A 16,528-nucleotide genomic window follows, 5' to 3' on the forward strand; every position below is an offset into this window, starting at 1 on the left:
AGTCATGCCCCGCGCCATGGCCGACCTCGACTTCCGCCGGCAGCAGTGGGAGCAGCGCTACGCGCCCCACGTCGCCCCGATCAACCGCTGGATCTACGAGCTGCGGAACCCGTACGATCGCGGCTGGCTCCCTTATATCGCTCCCCTGCACGGCGGCACCGAGGCGCGGGTGCTCAGCATCCTGCGCGACCCCGGCCCCGGCACCCGAGACGGCGCGGGCAGCGGGTTCCTCTGCACCGAGAACGACGACGGCTCCGCCGAGCTGATGTGGCGCCTACTCACGGACGTCGGACTGTCGCCGTTCGATCTCCTGCCCTGGAACGCCTACCCCTGGTACATCGGCAAGGCACCGACCGCGGAGCAGCTCGACGCGGGGATCCCGACCGTCCTGCATCTTCTCGACCTCGCCCCGAGCATCGAGGTCGTCCTGCTGCAGGGCGCCGACGCCGACCACGGCTGGCGCCGCCTGCTCCGGCTGCACCCGGGCATCGAGCGCGAGCGCGGCCTGGCCGTCGTGCGCACGTTCCACCCGTCACAGCAGGCCCCCTTCACGAAGGACCCGATCGAGCGGGCGGCGCGGGTGGCTCGCCGCGAGGCGGCCTTCACGGAGGTCGCGGAGCTGCTGCGCTGAGCGGCTCGTCCCGCTGAAGAGCTGGCGGAGAAACGACGAAGCCCTGATGAGAACCAGTCCGCGATCGGACATCCCATCAGGGCTTTCTGTCGGGCTGACAGGATTTGAACCTGCGACCCCTTGACCCCCAGTCAAGTGCGCTACCAAGCTGCGCCACAGCCCGTGGCAGTCCGGACCGAGGCCCGGGCAACTCGACTACCTTAGCGGATCGCGGGGCCGAGAGTGAAAACGACCGACGCTCGGCGCCCGTAGAATCGCTGAGGCGGTGCGCGCCGGGCGGACCGGAGCGCGCGCCCTACAGGAGGCAGCAGCAGTGGACGCGCGGCAGAAGCGATCGCAGGTGGCCCTGCACCGAGCCATCATCGATCTGGCGACTGCCAGGGACGTCTCCAGCCTCACGGTCTCCGAGATCACCGATCGTGCCGGCGTCAACCGCTCCACCTTCTACGCGCATGCGACCTCGGCCGCCGAGCTGCTCTGTGCGGCACTCGCCGACGAGCTCGACGCGATCCGCGACGAGTATCTCGACACCCTCCGGACCGGCGCGGCGACCGACGCGACCATCCGCCAGGGCACCGCGCGGATCCTCGCTCACCTCGAGACGCGCCGCGACCTCTACTTGCGCGCGTTCGACGCTCCCGGCGGCGACTCGGGTGTCCGGGCGATGCTCGCGCTGCACTTCCGCGCGGCCGTCCTCGCGACGCTCGAGACCGGGACGCTGCAGCTGCCCGACGGCGACGACATCACCGCGTTCCTCGCGGACGGCACCGCCTCCTTCCTCGCCGCCGGTTCGACCGGCCTGATGGAGGCGTGGCTGCGGCTCCCCGAGCCGCGTACTCCCGAGACCTACCTCGCGGCGTACCGGCGGCTGCTGCCGTCCTGGTGGCCGTTCGCCACGCAGGACTGACGCCCAGAGGCATCTATCCGTCACGAGTGGTCGGGTCGGCGCGCGGAGCACGACCGTTCCTGACCGATCGATCGCCGGATGCGCGGGCGGGGGTGGATCTCGATACGCCCGCTCCGCGGACTACTCGATCAGCATGCTCCGGCACGCAGAAACGCGTCCGGCTCGCGGGATCCGAGGATTCCCGCGAGCCGGACGCAGAACGACGTGCCGGAGCCGCCGCGACAGAACGTGTCAGCGCGCGCGCTTCTCCCGCACGCGCATGTTGACGTTCACCGGCGAGCCCTGGAAGCCGTAGATCTCGCGCAGGCGGCGCGCGATGTAGCGGCGGTAGCCCGGGTCGAGGAAGCCGGTGGTGAACAGCACGAATGTCGGCGGGCGCGAGGACGCCTGGGTGCCGAACAGCACACGCGGCTGCTTGCCGCCGCGCAGGGGGTGCGGGTGCGCCGCGGTGAGCTCCGCGAGGAACGCGTTGAACTTGCCGGTCGGGATGCGGGTGTCCCAGGACTCGAGGGCGAGCTCGAGCGCGGGCACGAGCTTCTCGAGGTGGCGACCGGTCTTCGCCGAGATGTTCACGCGCGGAGCCCAGGCGACGTGCGCGAGGTCCTTCTCGATCTCGCGCTCGAGGTAGCGGCGGCGCTCGTCGTCGAGGAGGTCCCACTTGTTGAACGCGAGCACGAGCGCGCGGCCCGACTCGAGCACCAGGTCGATGATGCGGACGTCCTGCTCCGAGATCGGCTCGGAGACGTCGATCACGACGACCGCGACCTCCGCCTTCTCGAGCGCGGTCGAGGTGCGCAGCGACGCGTAGAAGTCGGCGCCCTGCTGCAGGTGCACGCGGCGGCGGATTCCGGCCGTGTCGACGAAGCGCCAGATCTTGCCGGCGATCTCGACCTGCTCGTCGACCGGGTCGCGGGTGGTGCCGGCCAGCTCGTTGACGACGACCCGCTCCTCCCCCGCGGCCTTGTTCAGCAGGCTGGACTTGCCGACGTTCGGGCGGCCGAGGATGGCGACGCGCCGCGGGCCGCCGACCTCGCGCTTGGCGACGAGCGACTCGAGCGGCAGCTTCTCCAGCACCGTCTCGAGCAGGTCGGCGACGCCGCGGCCGTGCACGGCCGAGACGGGGTGGGGCTCACCGAGGCCGAGCGACCACAGTGAGGCGGCGTTCGGCTCCTGGCGCACGTCGTCGACCTTGTTGGCCGCGAGGAACACGGGCTTCCTGGTCTTGCGGAGCAGCTTCACGACGTGCTCGTCGGTCGCGGTCGCGCCGACGTTCGCGTCGACCACGAAGATGACGGCGTCGGCGAGGTCGATCGCGATCTCGGCCTGCATCGCGACGGAGGCGTCGATGCCGCGGGCGTCGGGCTCCCAGCCGCCGGTGTCGACGACGGTGAACTGGCGGTCGAGCCAGTCGGCCTTGTACGAGACGCGGTCGCGGGTGACGCCGGGGGTGTCCTCGACGACGGCCTCGCGGCGGCCGAGGATGCGGTTGACCAGCGCCGACTTGCCCACGTTGGGCCGGCCGACGATCGCCACGACCGGCAGCGCCGGGAGGTAGCGGATCTCGTCGGGGTCCTCGCTGGCGTACTCGAGGAGGTCGCGGTCCTCCTCGTCGAGGTCGTAGTCCTCGAGTCCGCTGCGCAGCGCCTGGGCGCGCGAGGAGGCGAGCTGCTCGTCGAGGTCGCCGAGGCGCTCGACGAGGTCGTCGTCTCCGAAGTTCAGCTCGTCGTCACCGACGTGCGTGTCCTGTGCCATGATCGGCCCTTGCTCTCGAAGTTCGGACCTCGGCGATGACCGCATCGACGGTCTGCTCGAAGTCGAGATGAGTGGAGTCGAGAAGAGTGACTCCGTCTGCGGCGTTCATGAAGTCCACCACCTGGGAGTCGGCGCGGTCCCTGGACCGCAGTGCCTGACCCGTCGCTTCAGCGGATTGCGTGGTGACTTCGCGCGAACGCCTCGCCATCCTAGCCTCTTCGCTCGCCGTCAGGAGGATCCGCACCCCGGCGGTCGGCGCCACGACCGTCGTGATGTCGCGCCCCTCGACGATGATGCCGGCCTTGCGGGTCTCGCCGATGATGCGGCGGAACAGCAGCGTGATCCGCCGGCGCACCTCCGGGACCTTCGCCACGGCCGAGACCTGACCGGTCACGCGGGGCTCGCGGATGGCCGCGGTCACCTCGGTCCGGCCGACCCAGACCGAGTACGACTCGGGGTCGGTGCCGATGGAGTAGTCGAAGCCGTCGAGCGCGTCGACGATCGCGTTCTCGTCGGCGAAGTCCAGCCCGGTGTCGAGGCCGTGCCAGGCGAGCGCGCGGTACGCGGCGCCGGTGTCGAGGAACTCGAAGTCGAGCCGTCGGGCCGCCTCGCGCGAGACGCTCGACTTGCCACTGCCGGCCGGTCCGTCGATCGCGACGACGACGGCGTCGCCGAAGTCGGGCACGTCGTCGGTGTGCGAGCCGCTCGCGCGCTCGGGCGCCGCTCCCCCGTCCTCCGGGATGCTCTGCTGCGCGCGGCGGGCGGGCGTCATCCGGTTCAGGCCGCCCTCCTGCCTGTTCTGCTCCGTGCTCATCCGGCGATCCTCCAGCCGCGTGCGGTCAGTTCCTCGGTCAGCGGGCCGACGGCCTCCGGCACCACCGAGATCTCGGCGAGGCCCACGCGGCGCCCCTCCGCATGCTCGAGGCGCACGTCCTCCAGGTTGACCCCGGCCTCGCCGATCTCAACGAACAGCCGGGCGAGGGTGCCCGGGGTGTCGTCGACGAGGACGATCAGGGTGGAGAAGCGCTGGTCCTGGCCGTGCTTGCCGGGCAGGCGGGCGACGCCGGCGTTGCCCGCGGCGAGGTGCTCGGCGAGCAGGCGGCGGGCACCCGGGGCGTCGAGGTCGCGCAGGGCGTCGGCGACCGCGGCGACGTCGTCGCGGAAGGCGTCGAGCACGGCGACCACGTGCTCGCGGTTCGCGCCGAGGATCTGCACCCACAGCTCCGGGGCGGAGGCGGCGAGCCGCGAGACGTCGCGCACGCCCTGGCCGGCGAGCCGCAGGGCGTCGTTCGGCGCGTCGACGAGCCGCTGCCCGAGCAGGGACGAGATCACCTGCGGCGCATGCGAGACGAGGCCGACCGAGCGGTCGTGCTCCTCCGGACCCATCTCGATGATCGAGCCGCCGAGGTCGAGCGCGAGCGCCTCGACCCGGGCGAGCGCCTCGGGCGGCGTCTCGCCGTCGCGGCAGATCACCCAGGGCCGGCCGACGAAGAGGTCGCCGCGGGCCGCCACCGGACCGCCGCGCTCCCGACCGGCCATCGGGTGCGAGCCGATGTAGCGGCTGAGGTCGAGGCCGCGGGCGCGCAGCTCGCGCAGCGGCTGCATCTTGACGCTCGCCACGTCGGTGACGACCGCCTCGGGGAACGCGGCCAGCTCGCGCTCGACGACGCCGGCGACGACGTCCGGCGGCACGCAGACCACGATCAGCACGGGCCGGTCGTCCGCGGAGGCGGCGCGGCCGGCCCCGTAGTCGATGGCGAGCGAGAGGCTGGCCGGTGAGGCGTCGTCGAGGACGACGTCGACCCCGCGCGAGGCGAGGCCCAGGCCGATCGACGCGCCGAGCAGGCCGGAGCCGACCACCCGCACCGTCCCCGTCGTCCGCATCGCGGGCGGGGCGGGGTGCAGGAGCTCGTTCACCCCGACAGCCTACCGATCAGGCCGACGCCGCTTGTCCTGGCCGCTGCGCCGCACACCGGAGTCGGGCCGTTCGGCGCCGTTCGCGGAGGGGCGTCGCCGGTCCTGCGGCGGCGTCGCGCGATCGTCGGCGCGCAACGCATCGGAGGGGCGCTCGCGCGGCCGCTCGTCACGACGGCGCTCGTCCGAGCTTCGGTCGCCGCGGTCGTCGGCGCGACGCTCGGGACGCTCCTCGGAGCGACGCACCGGGCGATCGTCCGAACGGCGCTCGGGCCGGTCGTTCGACCGGCGCACGGGGCGGTCCTCCGACCGGCGCTCCGGCCGCTCCTCGGACCGCCGCACGGGCCGCTCCTCGGACCGCCGCACCGAGCGCTCCTCGGTCCGCCGCTCTCCGCGCCCCTCGGTCCCCCGGACGTCCGCGATCTGCGGCCGCGGCCGCCGCGCGCCCGCGCTCGCCTGGCGTGTCGGCTCCGGCTTCTCCACCGGCGCCTCGCCGCCCTGGCGCGAGATGGTCAGCAGCGCACCCAGCTCGTCGCGGGTCAGGTCGCGCAGATCGCCGGACCGCAGCGAGCCCAGGTGCAGCGGGCCGAACTGCCGGCGCACCAGCTCGAGCACCGGATGCCCGACGGCCGCCATCATCCGCCGGACGACGCGGTTGCGCCCGGAGTGCAGCGTGATCTCGACGAGCGACGCGTTCGAGCGGCCCTCGGGCCGGCCGAGCAGCCGCGCCTTGTCGGCCGCGACCGTGCCGTCCTCCAGCTCGACGCCGGCAGTCAGCGCCGCGATCGTCTGCGGCAGCACCTGCCCGTGCACCTTCGCGATGTAGGTCTTCGTCACCCCGAACGACGGGTGCGCGAGCACGTGCGCCAGCTCGCCGTCGTTGGTCAGCACCAGGAGCCCCGAGGTCTCGGAGTCGAGGCGGCCGACGTTGAACAACCGCTCCTCGAAGTTCTGCGTGTAGGTCCGCAGGTCCGGCCGGCCGTTCTCGTCGGAGAGCGAGCTGACGACGCCGACCGGCTTGTTCAGCATCACGTAGCGCCGCGAGGTGTCCAGCTGCACGGCGACGCCGTCGACCTCGATCCGGTCGTTCTGCGGGTCGATGCGGCGGCCGAGCTCGCTCGCCACCTCGCCGTTCACGCGGATCCGCCGCGCGACGATCATCTCCTCGACGACGCGGCGGGAGGCGACCCCCGCGGCCGCGAGGACCTTCTGCAGTCGTTCGCCCTCGGGCAAGTCAGCCGCGCTCATCGAATCCGTTCCGTCCGTCGCTCAGTAGGGGGGAGATCTTCGGCAGCTCGTCGAGCGAGGCGAGGCCGAGATGGACGAGCAATTGCTCGGTGGTGCCGTAGAGGACCGCGCCGGTCTCGGGGTCGCTGCCGACCTCCGCGATCAGGCCGCGGCCGAGGAGGGTGCGCGCGACGGAGTCGACGTTGACCGCGCGGATCTGCGCGACCTGGCCGCGGGAGATCGGCTGCTTGTAGGCAATCACCGCGAGCGTCTCGAGGGCCGCCTGCGACAGCTTGGTCGGGTTCTGGGTCAGCACGAAGTCCGAGACGACGGAGTCGTACTCGCGGCGCACGTAGACCCGCCAGCCCCCGCCGACCTCGCGCAGCTCGAAGCCGCGGCGGATGCCGCCGTCCGCGCCGTCGAAGTCCGCGGCGAGCCGCTCGACCGACTGCCGGACGACCGGGATCGGCCGCGAGAGCGCCGTGGCGAGCGCGGCGAGCGACTGCGGCTCGTCCGCGATCATCAGGATCGCCTCGACGGCGCGGTCGATCTCGAACGCGACGGTCCCAGGACCGGCGACGGCCGCGGAGTCGGTGCTCGTGGGCTCACTGGTCATAGTCGGCCCCCAGGTGCGCGAGGCTCGCGTCCGACCAGTTCTCGGCCACCCACTGCAGGGTCAGCTCGCCGAGCGGCTCCGGCTGCTCGAACGCGATCGCGGCGTGCCGGTAGAGCTCGAGCACGGCGATGAAGCGCGCCACGATCACGCCCTTCTCGCCCGCATCGGCGACGAGCTCGCGGAAGGTCGCCGTCGTCCGCTCGCGCAGCACGGCCACGATGTACGCGGCCTGCTCGCGGATGCTGATCAGCGGAGCGTGAAGGTGGTCGAGCCCGACGGTCGGGATCTCGCGCGGCGCGAGCGCGAAGGCGGCGAGCGCCGCGAAGTCCTCGGGCGAGAGCGTCCAGACCAGCTCCGGCTTCTTCGCGCGGAACTCCTCCTCGAGCGGCACCTGGCGCACGTGCCGGCCGGTCTCGGCGTCGATCCGCTCGGCGAACCACGCCGACACCTGCTTGAAGGCGCGGTACTGCAGGAGCCGGGCGAAGAGCAGGTCGCGCGCCTCGAGCATCGCCGCGTCCTCCGCGTCGACCAGCTCGCCCTGCGGCAGGAGCCCGGCGATCTTGAGATCGAGCAGGGTCGCCGCGACGACCAGGAACTCCGAGGCGCGGTCGAGCCCCTCCGCCGTGTCGATGCCGTGCAGGTAGGAGAGGAACTCGTCCGTCACCGCGCTCAGCGCGATCTCGGTGATGTCGACCTGCTGCTTCGCGATCAGGCTCAGCAGGAGGTCGAAGGGCCCCTCGAAGTTCGACAGCGCGACGGTGAAGCCGCGGGAGACGGGGGCGGTGTCCGCCTCCTGGTCGAGCAGGAGCGCCTCAGGCGACCGCGCCACGCGAGATCAGCTCCCTGGCGAGCTTGCGGTACGCCTTCGCCGCGTTGTGCTCCGGCGCGAACGTGGTGATCGGCACCCCCGACACGCTCGCGTCGGGGAACTTCACCGTGCGCCCGATCACGGTCTCGAGCACGCTGTCGCCGAAGGCGTCGACCACCCGGTCGAGCACCTCGCGCGAGTGCAGCGTGCGCGAGTCGTACATGGTCGGCAGGATGCCGTCGAGCTCGATCACCGGGTTGAGCCGGTCGCGGACCTTGTCGATCGTCTCGATCAGCAGCGCGACACCGCGCAGGGCGAAGAACTCGCACTCGAGCGGGATGAGCACGCCGTGGCTCGCGGTGAGCGCGTTCACGGTGAGCAGGCCCAGCGACGGCTGGCAGTCGATCAGGATCACGTCGTAGTCGGCGCTGACCTTCCGCAGCACGCGGGCCAGGATCGTCTCCCGGGCGACCTCGTTGACGAGGTGCACCTCCGCGGCCGAGAGGTCGATGTTCGCGGGGATGATGTCCAGACCCGGGACGCGGGTCGGACGGATCGCCTCGCTCGGGTCCTTGACGGTGCCGAGCAGCAGGTCGTAGATCGTGATCGCGTCGTAGGTGGCGACGCCGAGCCCGGCGGACAGCGCGCCCTGCGGGTCGAAGTCGATGGCCAGCACGCGGCGGCCGTACTCGGCGAGCGTCGCGCCCAGGTTGATGGTCGTCGTCGTCTTGCCGACGCCGCCCTTCTGGTTGCAGAGCGAGATGATGCGCGCGGGCCCGTGCCCGGTCAGCTCCACCGGGAGCGGGAAGTCGCGCAGGGGCCGGCCGGTCGGGCCGAGCGTCGGGGCTTCGAGACCGGTGAGCTCGGCCTTGTCGTCCGTCTTGCGTGTCACCTGCGTCGCCTCGCTTCCCGTGTCGGCGTGCGCTCCCGCGCGGCCTCCGTCGAGTGTACCGGCGACCCCGTCGTCGTCCCCGCCGCCGCCCCGGCGTCCGCCGATCTCGAGCGCGCCTGCTGGTCGAGCAGCCGCGCAGCGGCATACGCATGCTGGTCGAGCAGCCGCAGCGGCCCCTTCCATGCTGGTCGAGTAGCCCCGCAGGGGCGTATCGAGACCCGCCGTCCTCAGCAGGGCGGGTCTGCAGACTCCACTTCCGACGCTGGCGGATCTCGATACGCCCGCTGCGCGGGCTACTCGATCAGCATGATGCGCCCCGCCCCCTCAGCGCCGCGCCCGCGGGTGCGCCGTCGTGTACACGTCGCGCAGCGTGTCCGCCGTCACCAGCGTGTAGATCTGCGTCGTCGCCACCGAGGCGTGCCCCAACAGCTCCTGCACCACCCGCACGTCCGCCCCGCCTGCGAGCAGGTGCGTCGCGAAGGAGTGCCGGAACGTGTGCGGCGAGATCTCCCGATCCAGCCCCGCCTTCTCGGCGACCGCGCGGATCACCAGCCACGCGCTCTGCCGCGACAGCCGGCTCCCGCGCACGCCGAGGAACAGCGCCGGCGTCGCCCGCCCGCGCCGCGACAGCTCGGGCCGCGCCCGCACCAGGTAGTCCTGCACCGCCTCGCGCGCGAAGCTCCCGAGCGGCACCATCCGCTGCTTCGAGCCCTTGCCGGTCAGCCGCACGACCTCCGAGTCGAAGACGTCGTCGACGCTCAGGTCCACCGCCTCCGAGATGCGCGCCCCGGTGGCGTAGAGCAGCTCCAGCAGCGCACGATCGCGCAGCTCCGACAGCTCCTCACCCCGGGCCGCCTCGAGCAGCGACGCCATCTGCTCGACCGTGATCGCCTTGGGCAGCGTCATCGGCAGCTTGGGCGGCAGCACGTCGTGGGCGACGTCGTCGGCGACGTGCCCCTCCTCCAGCGCGAAGCGGTGCAGCCCGCGCACGCTCGAGAGGATGCGCGCCCGTGAGCTCGCCGCGAGCGGCCGCTCGGCCCGCGCCGCGAGCCAGGAGGCGAAGTCCCCCACGTCCGAGCGCCGGAGCGCTGCGAGATCGGTGACGCCGCGCTCCTCGAGCCAGCCGAGGTACAGCCCCAGATCGCGCCGGTACGCCGCGATCGTGTGCGCCGAGAGTCCGCGCTCGACGCTCGCCTGCCGGAGGAAGGCGTCGGCGATCGCGGGCGGAGTCACCCCCGGCGGACCCGCGGGTGCCGCGTCCACGGCGAGGAGGCGTCGCCCAGCCCGGCCCAGCCGCGCGCGCGGAAGGCGTGCGCCGCGAGCACCGCGAGGCACAGCGACGGGTTCTGCACCCGCCGTGCGAGCACGGCGTCGACCGCCTCGTCGAGCGCGACCCAGCGCAGCTCCATGTCGGCCTCCTCCGCCTCGCGCTCGAAGGCGGCGTCGGTGGCGGAGAGATCGCGCGCCAGGTAGATGCGGATCACCTCGTCGCTGCCGCCGGGCGAGGTGGCGAACTCCGAGAGCAGGTCCCAGCGGCCGGCCCGCAGGTCGGTCTCCTCCCCCAGCTCGCGCTGCGCGGCGACGAGGGCGTCCTCCCCCTCGATGTCGAGGAGGCCCGCCGGGATCTCCCACTCGCGGGTGCGCACGGGGTGGCGGTACTGCTTGATCAGCGCGACGCGGTCCTCGTCGTCCAGGGCGAGCACCGCGACGGCGCCCGTGTGGTCGAGGAACTCGCGGCGCAGCTCGCCGTCGCCGTAGCGGAAGGTCTCGGCGCGGACGCCCCAGACCATGCCGTCGAAGACGCGCTCGCTGGTGAGGATCTCGGGCTCGACGAGCTCGTCCGAGAGCAGGAAGTCGGAGGCCGGCGCGTCCGAGGGCACGGAGTCGGTCGCGTCAGTCATCGGAGCCGGCCTCCGACGCCGGGAACAGCCGCGACGCCTCCTGGCGCTCCAGCGCCGCGGTCACGAGCCCCTTGAAGAGCGGGTGCGCGTTGTTCGGCCGCGAGCGCAGCTCGGGGTGCGCCTGCGTGCCGACGTAGAACGGGTGCTTCTCCCGCGGCAGCTCCACGTACTCGACGAGGCTGCCGTCCGGCGACGTCCCCGAGAACCACAGGCCGGCCTCGGCGATGCGGTCGCGGTAGCCGTTGTTCACCTCGTAGCGGTGGCGGTGGCGCTCCGCGGCCTGCGGCGCTCCGTAGACCTCGGCGACGATCGAGCCCTCGGCGAGATCGGCGGTGTAGAGACCCAGGCGCATCGTGCCGCCCATGTCGCCGGCGGCGAGGATCTCGACCTGCTCGGCCATCGTCGCGATGACGGGGAACTCGGTCTCCGGGTCGAACTCGGAGGACGACGCGCCCTCGAGTCCTGCCTCGTTCCGCGCGTACTCGATCACCATGCACTGCAGCCCCAGGCACAGGCCCAGGGTGGGGATGCCGTTCTCGCGGGCGAAGCGCAGCGCGCCGAGCTTGCCCTCGATGCCGCGGATGCCGAAGCCGCCGGGGACGCAGATGCCGTCGAGCTCGGAGAGCGCCTTCGCGGCCGCCTCCGGGTCCTCGAGTCCGTCGGACGCGATCCAGCGCAGGACGACCTTGGTCTGCTGCGCGAAGCCGCCGGCCCGCAGCGCCTCGGTGACCGAGAGGTACGCGTCCGGCAGGTCGATGTACTTGCCGACCAGGCCGATGGTCACCTCGTGCTTGGGCTCGTGCACGGCCTCGAGCAGCTGCGACCAGCCGTCCCAGACGACCTCGCCGGCCGACAGGTCGAGCTGATCGATGATGTACGAGTCGAGCCCCTGCTCGTTGAGCATCGAGGGGATCTCGTAGATCGAGGCGACGTCCTTCGCGTTGACGACGGCCTGCTCGTCGACGTCGCACATCAGCGCGATCTTGCGCTTGTTCGACTCCGACACCGGCCGGTCACTGCGCAGCACGAGCGCGTCCGGCTGGATGCCGATCGAGCGCAGCGCGGCGACGGAGTGCTGGGTCGGCTTGGTCTTCTGCTCGCCGGAGGCGCCCATGAACGGCACGAGCGAGACGTGCACGAAGAAGACGTTGCGGCGGCCGAGCTCGTGGCGCACCTGGCGGGCCGACTCGATGAAGGGCTGCGACTCGATGTCGCCGACGGTGCCACCGATCTCGGTGATGATCACGTCGGGCTGCGGGTCGTCCTCGGCCTGCAGGCGCATGCGGCGCTTGATCTCGTCGGTGATGTGCGGGATGACCTGGACCGTGTCGCCGAGGTACTCGCCGGCCCGCTCGCGGGCGATCACCCGGGAGTAGATCTGACCGGTGGTGACGTTCGCCGCCTGGTTGAGGTTGATGTCGAGGAAGCGCTCGTAGTGCCCGATGTCGAGGTCGGTCTCCGCGCCGTCGTCGGTCACGAAGACCTCACCGTGCTGGAACGGGTTCATCGTCCCGGGATCCACGTTGAGGTACGGGTCGAGCTTCTGCATCACGACGCGCAGTCCGCGCGCGGTGAGCAGGTTGCCGAGGCTGGCGGCCGTCAGGCCCTTGCCGAGCGAGGAGACGACCCCGCCCGTGACGAAGATGTGCTTCGTGACCTTCGCGGGGGCGGTGTCGCGCCCGGCCGCAGAAGTGTCGGAAGAGGAAGAGGAAAGGCCCGAGTTCGAATTGTCCACCACGGGGTTCCACCGTAACAGCAGAACCGGGTCCGGGCGCCGCCCCCGCCGATTTCGCACCGGTCGGGGGGCGGCGCACCGGCCGGAGTCAGCGCCGCCGGCTCGACTCGAGCAGCTCGCGCGCGTGCGCCAGCGCGTTCTCGGAGTCGGTCAGCCCGGAGAGCAGGCGCGCCATCTCGGACACCCGCTCCTCCGCATCCAGCTGGGTCACCGCGCTCGAGGTGACCGAGCCGTCCGAGCCCTTCTCGACCCGGAGGTGGTTGGTCGCGAAGGCCGCGACCTGGGCGAGGTGGGTCACCACGATGACCTGCGAGGTCTCGGCCAGACGCGCCAGCCGGCGCCCGATCTCAATCGCCGCCGCACCGCCGACGCCCGCATCGACCTCGTCGAAGACGAACGTAGGCACCGGATCGTTCGCCGCCACGACCACCTCGATCGCGAGCATCACCCGGGAGAGCTCTCCCCCGGAAGCGCCCTTCGCGAGCGCGCGCGGAGTGGCGCCGGTGTGCGGCTGCAGCAGCATCTCCACCGAGTCGCGCCCGTGCACCGTCGGCTCGCTCACACTGCCGACCTGCACGTGCAGGCGCGCATCGGCCATGGCCAGCGCGGTCAGCTCGTCGCTCACCCGCGCGCCCAGCTCGGCGGCGGCCGCGGTGCGCAGCTCGGTCAGCCGGTCGGCGAGCCGCTCGACCAGATCGGCGTCGGCGGCGGTGTCGGCCTCGAGGGCTGCGATCCGCTCGTCGTCGCCGTCGAGCTCGAGCAGTCGCAGACCGGAGGAGTCGACGAGGTCGAGCACGTCGTCGAGGGTCGGCCCGTAGGTGCGCGCGAGCGCGGAGAGCTCCGCCCGGCGGTTCTCGATCAGCTCGAGGTCGTGCGCGCCGTCGAGGTCGAGCTCGGCGAGGTAGGAGGAGAGGCCGGCCGCGACGTCGCCGAGCAGCACCGACGCCTCACCGAGGGTCTGAGTCAGCGGCTCGAGCGCCGCGTCGTGCTCCGCGGCGCGTTCGAGCACTCGGCGGGCGATCTCGACGAGACCGAGGGCGTCGCGGCCGTCGAGCTCCTCCGAGGACACCGCCTCGCGGGCCTCCCCCGCGGCGATGCGCAGCTGCTCGATGCTGCCGAGCCGCTCGGACTGCGTCGAGAGCTCGACGTCCTCGCCGCGCTGCGGAGCGACCACCTCGATCTCGGCGAGCGCACTGCGGAGTCGCTCCGCCTCGCGCGCCCGCGACTCGCGCGCTGTGGTCAGCTCGTCGAGCTCCTCGCGGTTGGCCCGCCAGCGCTCGAAGGCGCTCGCATAGTCGCGCAGGGCCTCCCCCAGCTCGGGCCCGCCGAAGCGGTCGAGCGCGTCGCGCTGCGCGGCCGCCGAGCGGAGCCGGATCTGGTCCGACTGCCCGTGCACCACGACGAGCTGATCGGCCAGCTCGCTGAGCACGCTGACCGGAGCACTGCGGCCGCCGACGACGGCGCGGCCGCGCCCCTCGGCTGAGACCGAGCGGGCGAGCAGCAGCTCGGGGCCGTCGAGGTCGCCGCCGGCGTCGTGGACGCGATCCGCGACCGCACCCTCCTCGGGCACGAGCCAGCGGCCCGACACCCAGGCCTGCTTGCTGCCGGAGCGGACGGCGGAGGCGTCGGAGCGCGCACCGAGCACGAGGCCCAGCGCGGTCACGACCATGGTCTTGCCGGCACCGGTCTCACCGGTGACGGCGGTGAATCCCGGTCCGAGCGGGAGGGTCGCCTCGGCGATGACGCCGAGGTCGCGGATCTGCAGCTCCTCGAGCATGCGGCTACTCCGTCTCCGCCGACCCCCGCCATCCGCGGATGGGGAGACCGAACTTCTGCACCAGGCGATCGGTGAACGGGGCGTCGTGCAGGCGCGCGAAGCGCACCGGCACGGGCGAACGCCGGAAGACGACCCGGGCGCCGGGCGGCAGCTCGTAGGTGCGGCGGCCGTCGGCCCAGAGCACGCCGACGCCGTCGGTGCGCTCCTTCACCTCGACGGCGAGGCTGGAGTCCGGCCCCACGACGAGCGGGCGGGCGAACAGGGCGTGCGCACTGAGCGGCACGAGCAGCATGGCCTCGAGCGTGGGCCAGACGACGGGACCGCCGCCGGAGAAGGCGTAGGCGGTCGAGCCGGTGGGCGACGAGACGACGATGCCGTCGCAGCCGAAGCTGGAGAGCGGGCGGCCGTCGACGCCGACCATCACCTCGAGCATCCGCTCGCGGCTGCCCTTCTCGACGGTCGCCTCGTTGAGCGCCCAGGTCTCGTAGACGACGGCGTCGTCGATCTTGACGCGCACCTGCAGCGTCATCCGCTCCTCGACGGCGTAGTCGCCGTCGAGTGCGCGCGCGACCGCGTCGTCGAGGTCGTCGCGCTCGCTCTCGGCGAGGAAGCCGACATGGCCGAGGTTCACTCCCAGCAGCGGAGCCGTGCCGGTCCGGACGATCTCGGCCGCGCGCAGGATCGTGCCGTCGCCGCCGAGCACGAAGACCAGCTCGATCTCCTCCAGCGTGACGTCGGCACCGAGGACGGCCACGTCGCTGAGCTCGGGTGCGGTACGGACGATGTCGCCCTTGTCGTCGGCGCAGAGCACGGGCCGGGCTCCGGACCCGCGGAGACGTCCGACCACGAGGATCGCCGCTTCGAGGGAGTCCGCCCGTCCGGTGTGGGCGATGACGAGGATGTTGCGCTCGCCAGGAGGGGACTGCATCGAGTGGGTGTCCTTCGGGTCGATCGACGGCGGCGGACACGATCGCGTCACCCGAGGGTGAGCGCGGTGACCGCGTCCCTCCATTCTGTCGGAATCGTTCCGCGGTCGCGGTGGAGGTGCACCAGATACTCCTGATTCCCAGCGCCACCCGGGAGCGGCGAGGCGATCAGACCGGCCACCCCGAGCCCCGCGTCCCAGGCGGACCAGAGCACGTCCGAGAGCGCCTCGCGCCGGAGCTCCGGATCGCGGACGATCCCCTCCTTGATGCCCAGGCGGCCCACCTCGAACTGCGGCTTGACCAGCACGACGAAATCGGCGGTCGGCGCGACGGACGCGGCGACGGCCGGCAGCACCATCGACAGGGAGATGAAGGAGACGTCCGCGACGACGAGGTCCGGTACGTCAGCCGTTCGAGAGGCCGCTGCGAGCGAGCTCGCCGTCATCTCCCGGGCGTTGAAGCCCTCGACGACGCGCACTCGCTCCTCCGAGCGGATCCGCGGCGCCAGCTGCCCGTGACCGACGTCGAGCGCGATCACCGACGCGACTCCGCGTTCCAGGAGCACCTGGGAGAAGCCGCCGGTGGAAGCGCCGACATCCAGGGCGTTCGCGCCGTCGACTCGCACGGTGGGGAAGGCGTCCAGCGCGGCGATCAGCTTGTGAGCCGCGCGGCTGACGTAGTGGTCGAGCGAAGCGACGGCGACCTCCTGCTCGGGCCGCACTCGGATCGACGGCTTGAGCGCCGGCGCACCGTCCACGGTGACGACACCGTCGGCGATCATGCGCGCCGCATGCACTCGGGAGCGGGCGATGCCTCGCGTGGCGAGTGCGGTATCGAGCCGCTGGTCCTCGGAGTCGGTCATCGAGCGGAGTCACCACCCTCGAGCCGGATCCGAAGCTGCTCCTGCAGTTCCGCGTAGGCAGCCGCCCGCGATGCCAGGGGCGACTGCTCGATGTCGTCGAGACGATCGCCGAGCTCGACGCTCTCGCTTCCGGACGTGCGGTCCTCGGACATCGTCACTCCTCACGGCGCCGCGTCGAGCGGCTAGCGGCTCTCAGGGAGAACCTCTGGTTAAACATCGATGGCCACCCATTTCTGGGTGGCCATCGTGAATTGGTGTCCGGCGGTGTCCTACTCTCCCACAGGGTCCCCCCTGCAGTACCATCGGCGCTGAGAGTCTTAGCTTCCGGGTTCGGAATGTGACCGGGCGTTTCCCTCTCGCTATGGCCGCCGTAACCCTCTCAGACACACCCACCAGCCGAAGGCGTGGTGGTGGTCAAATCTGGGTCACACGTCATGCGTGTGTTCAGTTGTCCGCCCCGAGCAGTGTCGGGTGCGGTGTGCAGGTCGTGTCTTTGCGAACACGACCCGCGGTATGGAGCCCGTATTCTGGGAACCACAAAGTGGACGCAAGCAATCTCTGACCACTCCTACCAGCCTTT

15 protein-coding genes, 1 tRNA gene, 1 rRNA gene and 1 pseudogene are annotated in these 16,528 nt (G+C 72.0%); 2 read left to right on the top strand and 16 right to left on the bottom strand.

Annotated elements, in window-relative coordinates; translation table 11 throughout:
* Window positions 1–4 precede the first annotated feature (4 nt).
* The gene (locus EDF45_RS09955; RefSeq protein WP_123735981.1) at window positions 5–631 is read left to right on the top strand and encodes a uracil-DNA glycosylase; all 627 of its coding nucleotides are present in this window, start codon (window positions 5–7) and stop codon (window positions 629–631) included.
* Between the two features lie 89 nt (window positions 632–720).
* On the opposite strand, the gene EDF45_RS09960 is transcribed toward EDF45_RS09955, so the two are convergent.
* Window positions 721–794, bottom strand: a tRNA-Pro gene (locus EDF45_RS09960).
* 177 nt (window positions 795–971) lie between these two features.
* Here EDF45_RS09960 and EDF45_RS09965 point away from each other — a divergent pair.
* Window positions 972–1,538 carry a TetR family transcriptional regulator gene (locus EDF45_RS09965; protein ID WP_132438481.1) on the top strand — a complete coding sequence of 189 codons (567 nt, stop codon included), beginning with the start codon at window positions 972–974 and terminating at the stop codon, window positions 1,536–1,538.
* A 231-nt stretch (window positions 1,539–1,769) separates the two neighbouring features.
* Here the strand turns inward: EDF45_RS09965 and der are convergent, their stop codons facing one another.
* The 15 genes and pseudogenes from der to rrf all read right to left on the bottom strand — a co-directional run bounded on the left by der (window position 1,770) and on the right by rrf (window position 16,321).
* A complete protein-coding gene (gene der / locus EDF45_RS09970) occupies window positions 1,770–3,290 on the bottom strand; it encodes a ribosome biogenesis GTPase Der (protein WP_123735983.1) in 1,521 nt (506 codons plus the stop codon).
* On the bottom strand, window positions 3,265–4,104 hold the full coding sequence (gene cmk, locus EDF45_RS09975; protein ID WP_243582657.1) for a (d)CMP kinase: 840 nt from the start codon (window positions 4,102–4,104) through the stop codon (window positions 3,265–3,267). The genes der and cmk overlap by 26 nt, the downstream gene beginning before the upstream one ends.
* Entirely contained in the window at window positions 4,101–5,174 is a 1,074-nt protein-coding gene (locus EDF45_RS09980; protein ID WP_123736021.1) for a prephenate dehydrogenase, read from the bottom strand. The genes cmk and EDF45_RS09980 overlap by 4 nt, the downstream gene beginning before the upstream one ends.
* 513 nt (window positions 5,175–5,687) lie before the next feature.
* Window positions 5,688–6,452 (bottom strand): annotated as a pseudogene (locus EDF45_RS21735) (pseudouridine synthase); the annotation flags it as partial.
* Window positions 6,439–7,047: an SMC-Scp complex subunit ScpB gene (scpB, locus tag EDF45_RS09990; RefSeq protein WP_123735984.1), complete on the bottom strand. Its 609-nt coding sequence runs from the start codon at window positions 7,045–7,047 to the stop codon at window positions 6,439–6,441. The pseudogene EDF45_RS21735 and the gene scpB, both read right to left, overlap by 14 nt.
* On the bottom strand, window positions 7,037–7,876 hold the full coding sequence (locus EDF45_RS09995) for a ScpA family protein (protein WP_123735985.1): 840 nt from the start codon (window positions 7,874–7,876) through the stop codon (window positions 7,037–7,039). Before EDF45_RS09995 ends, scpB begins: the two co-directional genes overlap by 11 nt.
* Complete coding sequence (locus EDF45_RS10000; RefSeq protein WP_123446039.1) at window positions 7,860–8,747, bottom strand: ParA family protein; 888 nt, start codon at window positions 8,745–8,747, stop codon at window positions 7,860–7,862. Before EDF45_RS10000 ends, EDF45_RS09995 begins: the two co-directional genes overlap by 17 nt.
* 324 nt (window positions 8,748–9,071) lie before the next feature.
* Window positions 9,072–9,980 carry a site-specific tyrosine recombinase XerD gene (gene xerD, locus EDF45_RS10005; RefSeq protein ID WP_123736022.1) on the bottom strand — a complete coding sequence of 303 codons (909 nt, stop codon included), beginning with the start codon at window positions 9,978–9,980 and terminating at the stop codon, window positions 9,072–9,074.
* Window positions 9,977–10,648, bottom strand: coding sequence for an NUDIX hydrolase (locus tag EDF45_RS10010; RefSeq protein ID WP_123735986.1), 672 nt, complete (start codon window positions 10,646–10,648; stop codon window positions 9,977–9,979). Before EDF45_RS10010 ends, xerD begins: the two co-directional genes overlap by 4 nt.
* Entirely contained in the window at window positions 10,641–12,404 is a 1,764-nt protein-coding gene (locus EDF45_RS10015; RefSeq protein ID WP_185019975.1) for a CTP synthase, read from the bottom strand. The genes EDF45_RS10010 and EDF45_RS10015 overlap by 8 nt, the downstream gene beginning before the upstream one ends.
* A gap of 67 nt (window positions 12,405–12,471) precedes the next feature.
* The gene (gene recN / locus EDF45_RS10020; protein WP_123735987.1) at window positions 12,472–14,160 is read right to left on the bottom strand and encodes a DNA repair protein RecN; all 1,689 of its coding nucleotides are present in this window, start codon (window positions 14,158–14,160) and stop codon (window positions 12,472–12,474) included.
* A 4-nt stretch (window positions 14,161–14,164) separates the two neighbouring features.
* Complete coding sequence (locus tag EDF45_RS10025) at window positions 14,165–15,088, bottom strand: NAD kinase (protein ID WP_123735988.1); 924 nt, start codon at window positions 15,086–15,088, stop codon at window positions 14,165–14,167.
* A 47-nt stretch (window positions 15,089–15,135) separates the two neighbouring features.
* Window positions 15,136–15,948: a TlyA family RNA methyltransferase gene (locus EDF45_RS10030; protein WP_123735989.1), complete on the bottom strand. Its 813-nt coding sequence runs from the start codon at window positions 15,946–15,948 to the stop codon at window positions 15,136–15,138.
* Window positions 15,945–16,100, bottom strand: coding sequence for a hypothetical protein (locus EDF45_RS21220; RefSeq protein ID WP_165909240.1), 156 nt, complete (start codon window positions 16,098–16,100; stop codon window positions 15,945–15,947). The genes EDF45_RS10030 and EDF45_RS21220 overlap by 4 nt, the downstream gene beginning before the upstream one ends.
* A gap of 104 nt (window positions 16,101–16,204) precedes the next feature.
* Window positions 16,205–16,321 (bottom strand): 5S ribosomal RNA (gene rrf, locus EDF45_RS10035).
* Between the last annotated feature and the right edge of the window lie 207 nt (window positions 16,322–16,528).

Source organism: Rathayibacter sp. PhB186 (assembly GCF_003751825.1).
Classification (GTDB): Bacteria; Actinomycetota; Actinomycetes; order Actinomycetales; family Microbacteriaceae; genus Rathayibacter; species Rathayibacter festucae.

What these genes read in the sequence shown, in the direction of transcription:
- EDF45_RS09955 (WP_123735981.1), top strand. Translation starts at nt 5, where the DNA reads ATGCCCCGCGCCATGGCCGACCTCGACTTCCGCCGGCAGCAGTGGGAG.
- der (WP_123735983.1), bottom strand. Translation starts at nt 3,290, where the DNA reads ATGGCACAGGACACGCACGTCGGTGACGACGAGCTGAACTTCGGAGAC.
- cmk (WP_243582657.1), bottom strand. Translation starts at nt 4,104, where the DNA reads ATGAGCACGGAGCAGAACAGGCAGGAGGGCGGCCTGAACCGGATGACG.
- EDF45_RS09980 (WP_123736021.1), bottom strand. Translation starts at nt 5,174, where the DNA reads ATGCGGACGACGGGGACGGTGCGGGTGGTCGGCTCCGGCCTGCTCGGC.
- scpB (WP_123735984.1), bottom strand. Translation starts at nt 7,047, where the DNA reads ATGACCAGTGAGCCCACGAGCACCGACTCCGCGGCCGTCGCCGGTCCT.
- EDF45_RS10010 (WP_123735986.1), bottom strand. Translation starts at nt 10,648, where the DNA reads ATGACTGACGCGACCGACTCCGTGCCCTCGGACGCGCCGGCCTCCGAC.
- recN (WP_123735987.1), bottom strand. Translation starts at nt 14,160, where the DNA reads ATGCTCGAGGAGCTGCAGATCCGCGACCTCGGCGTCATCGCCGAGGCG.
- EDF45_RS10025 (WP_123735988.1), bottom strand. Translation starts at nt 15,088, where the DNA reads ATGCAGTCCCCTCCTGGCGAGCGCAACATCCTCGTCATCGCCCACACC.
- EDF45_RS10030 (WP_123735989.1), bottom strand. Translation starts at nt 15,948, where the DNA reads ATGACCGACTCCGAGGACCAGCGGCTCGATACCGCACTCGCCACGCGA.
- EDF45_RS21220 (WP_165909240.1), bottom strand. Translation starts at nt 16,100, where the DNA reads ATGTCCGAGGACCGCACGTCCGGAAGCGAGAGCGTCGAGCTCGGCGAT.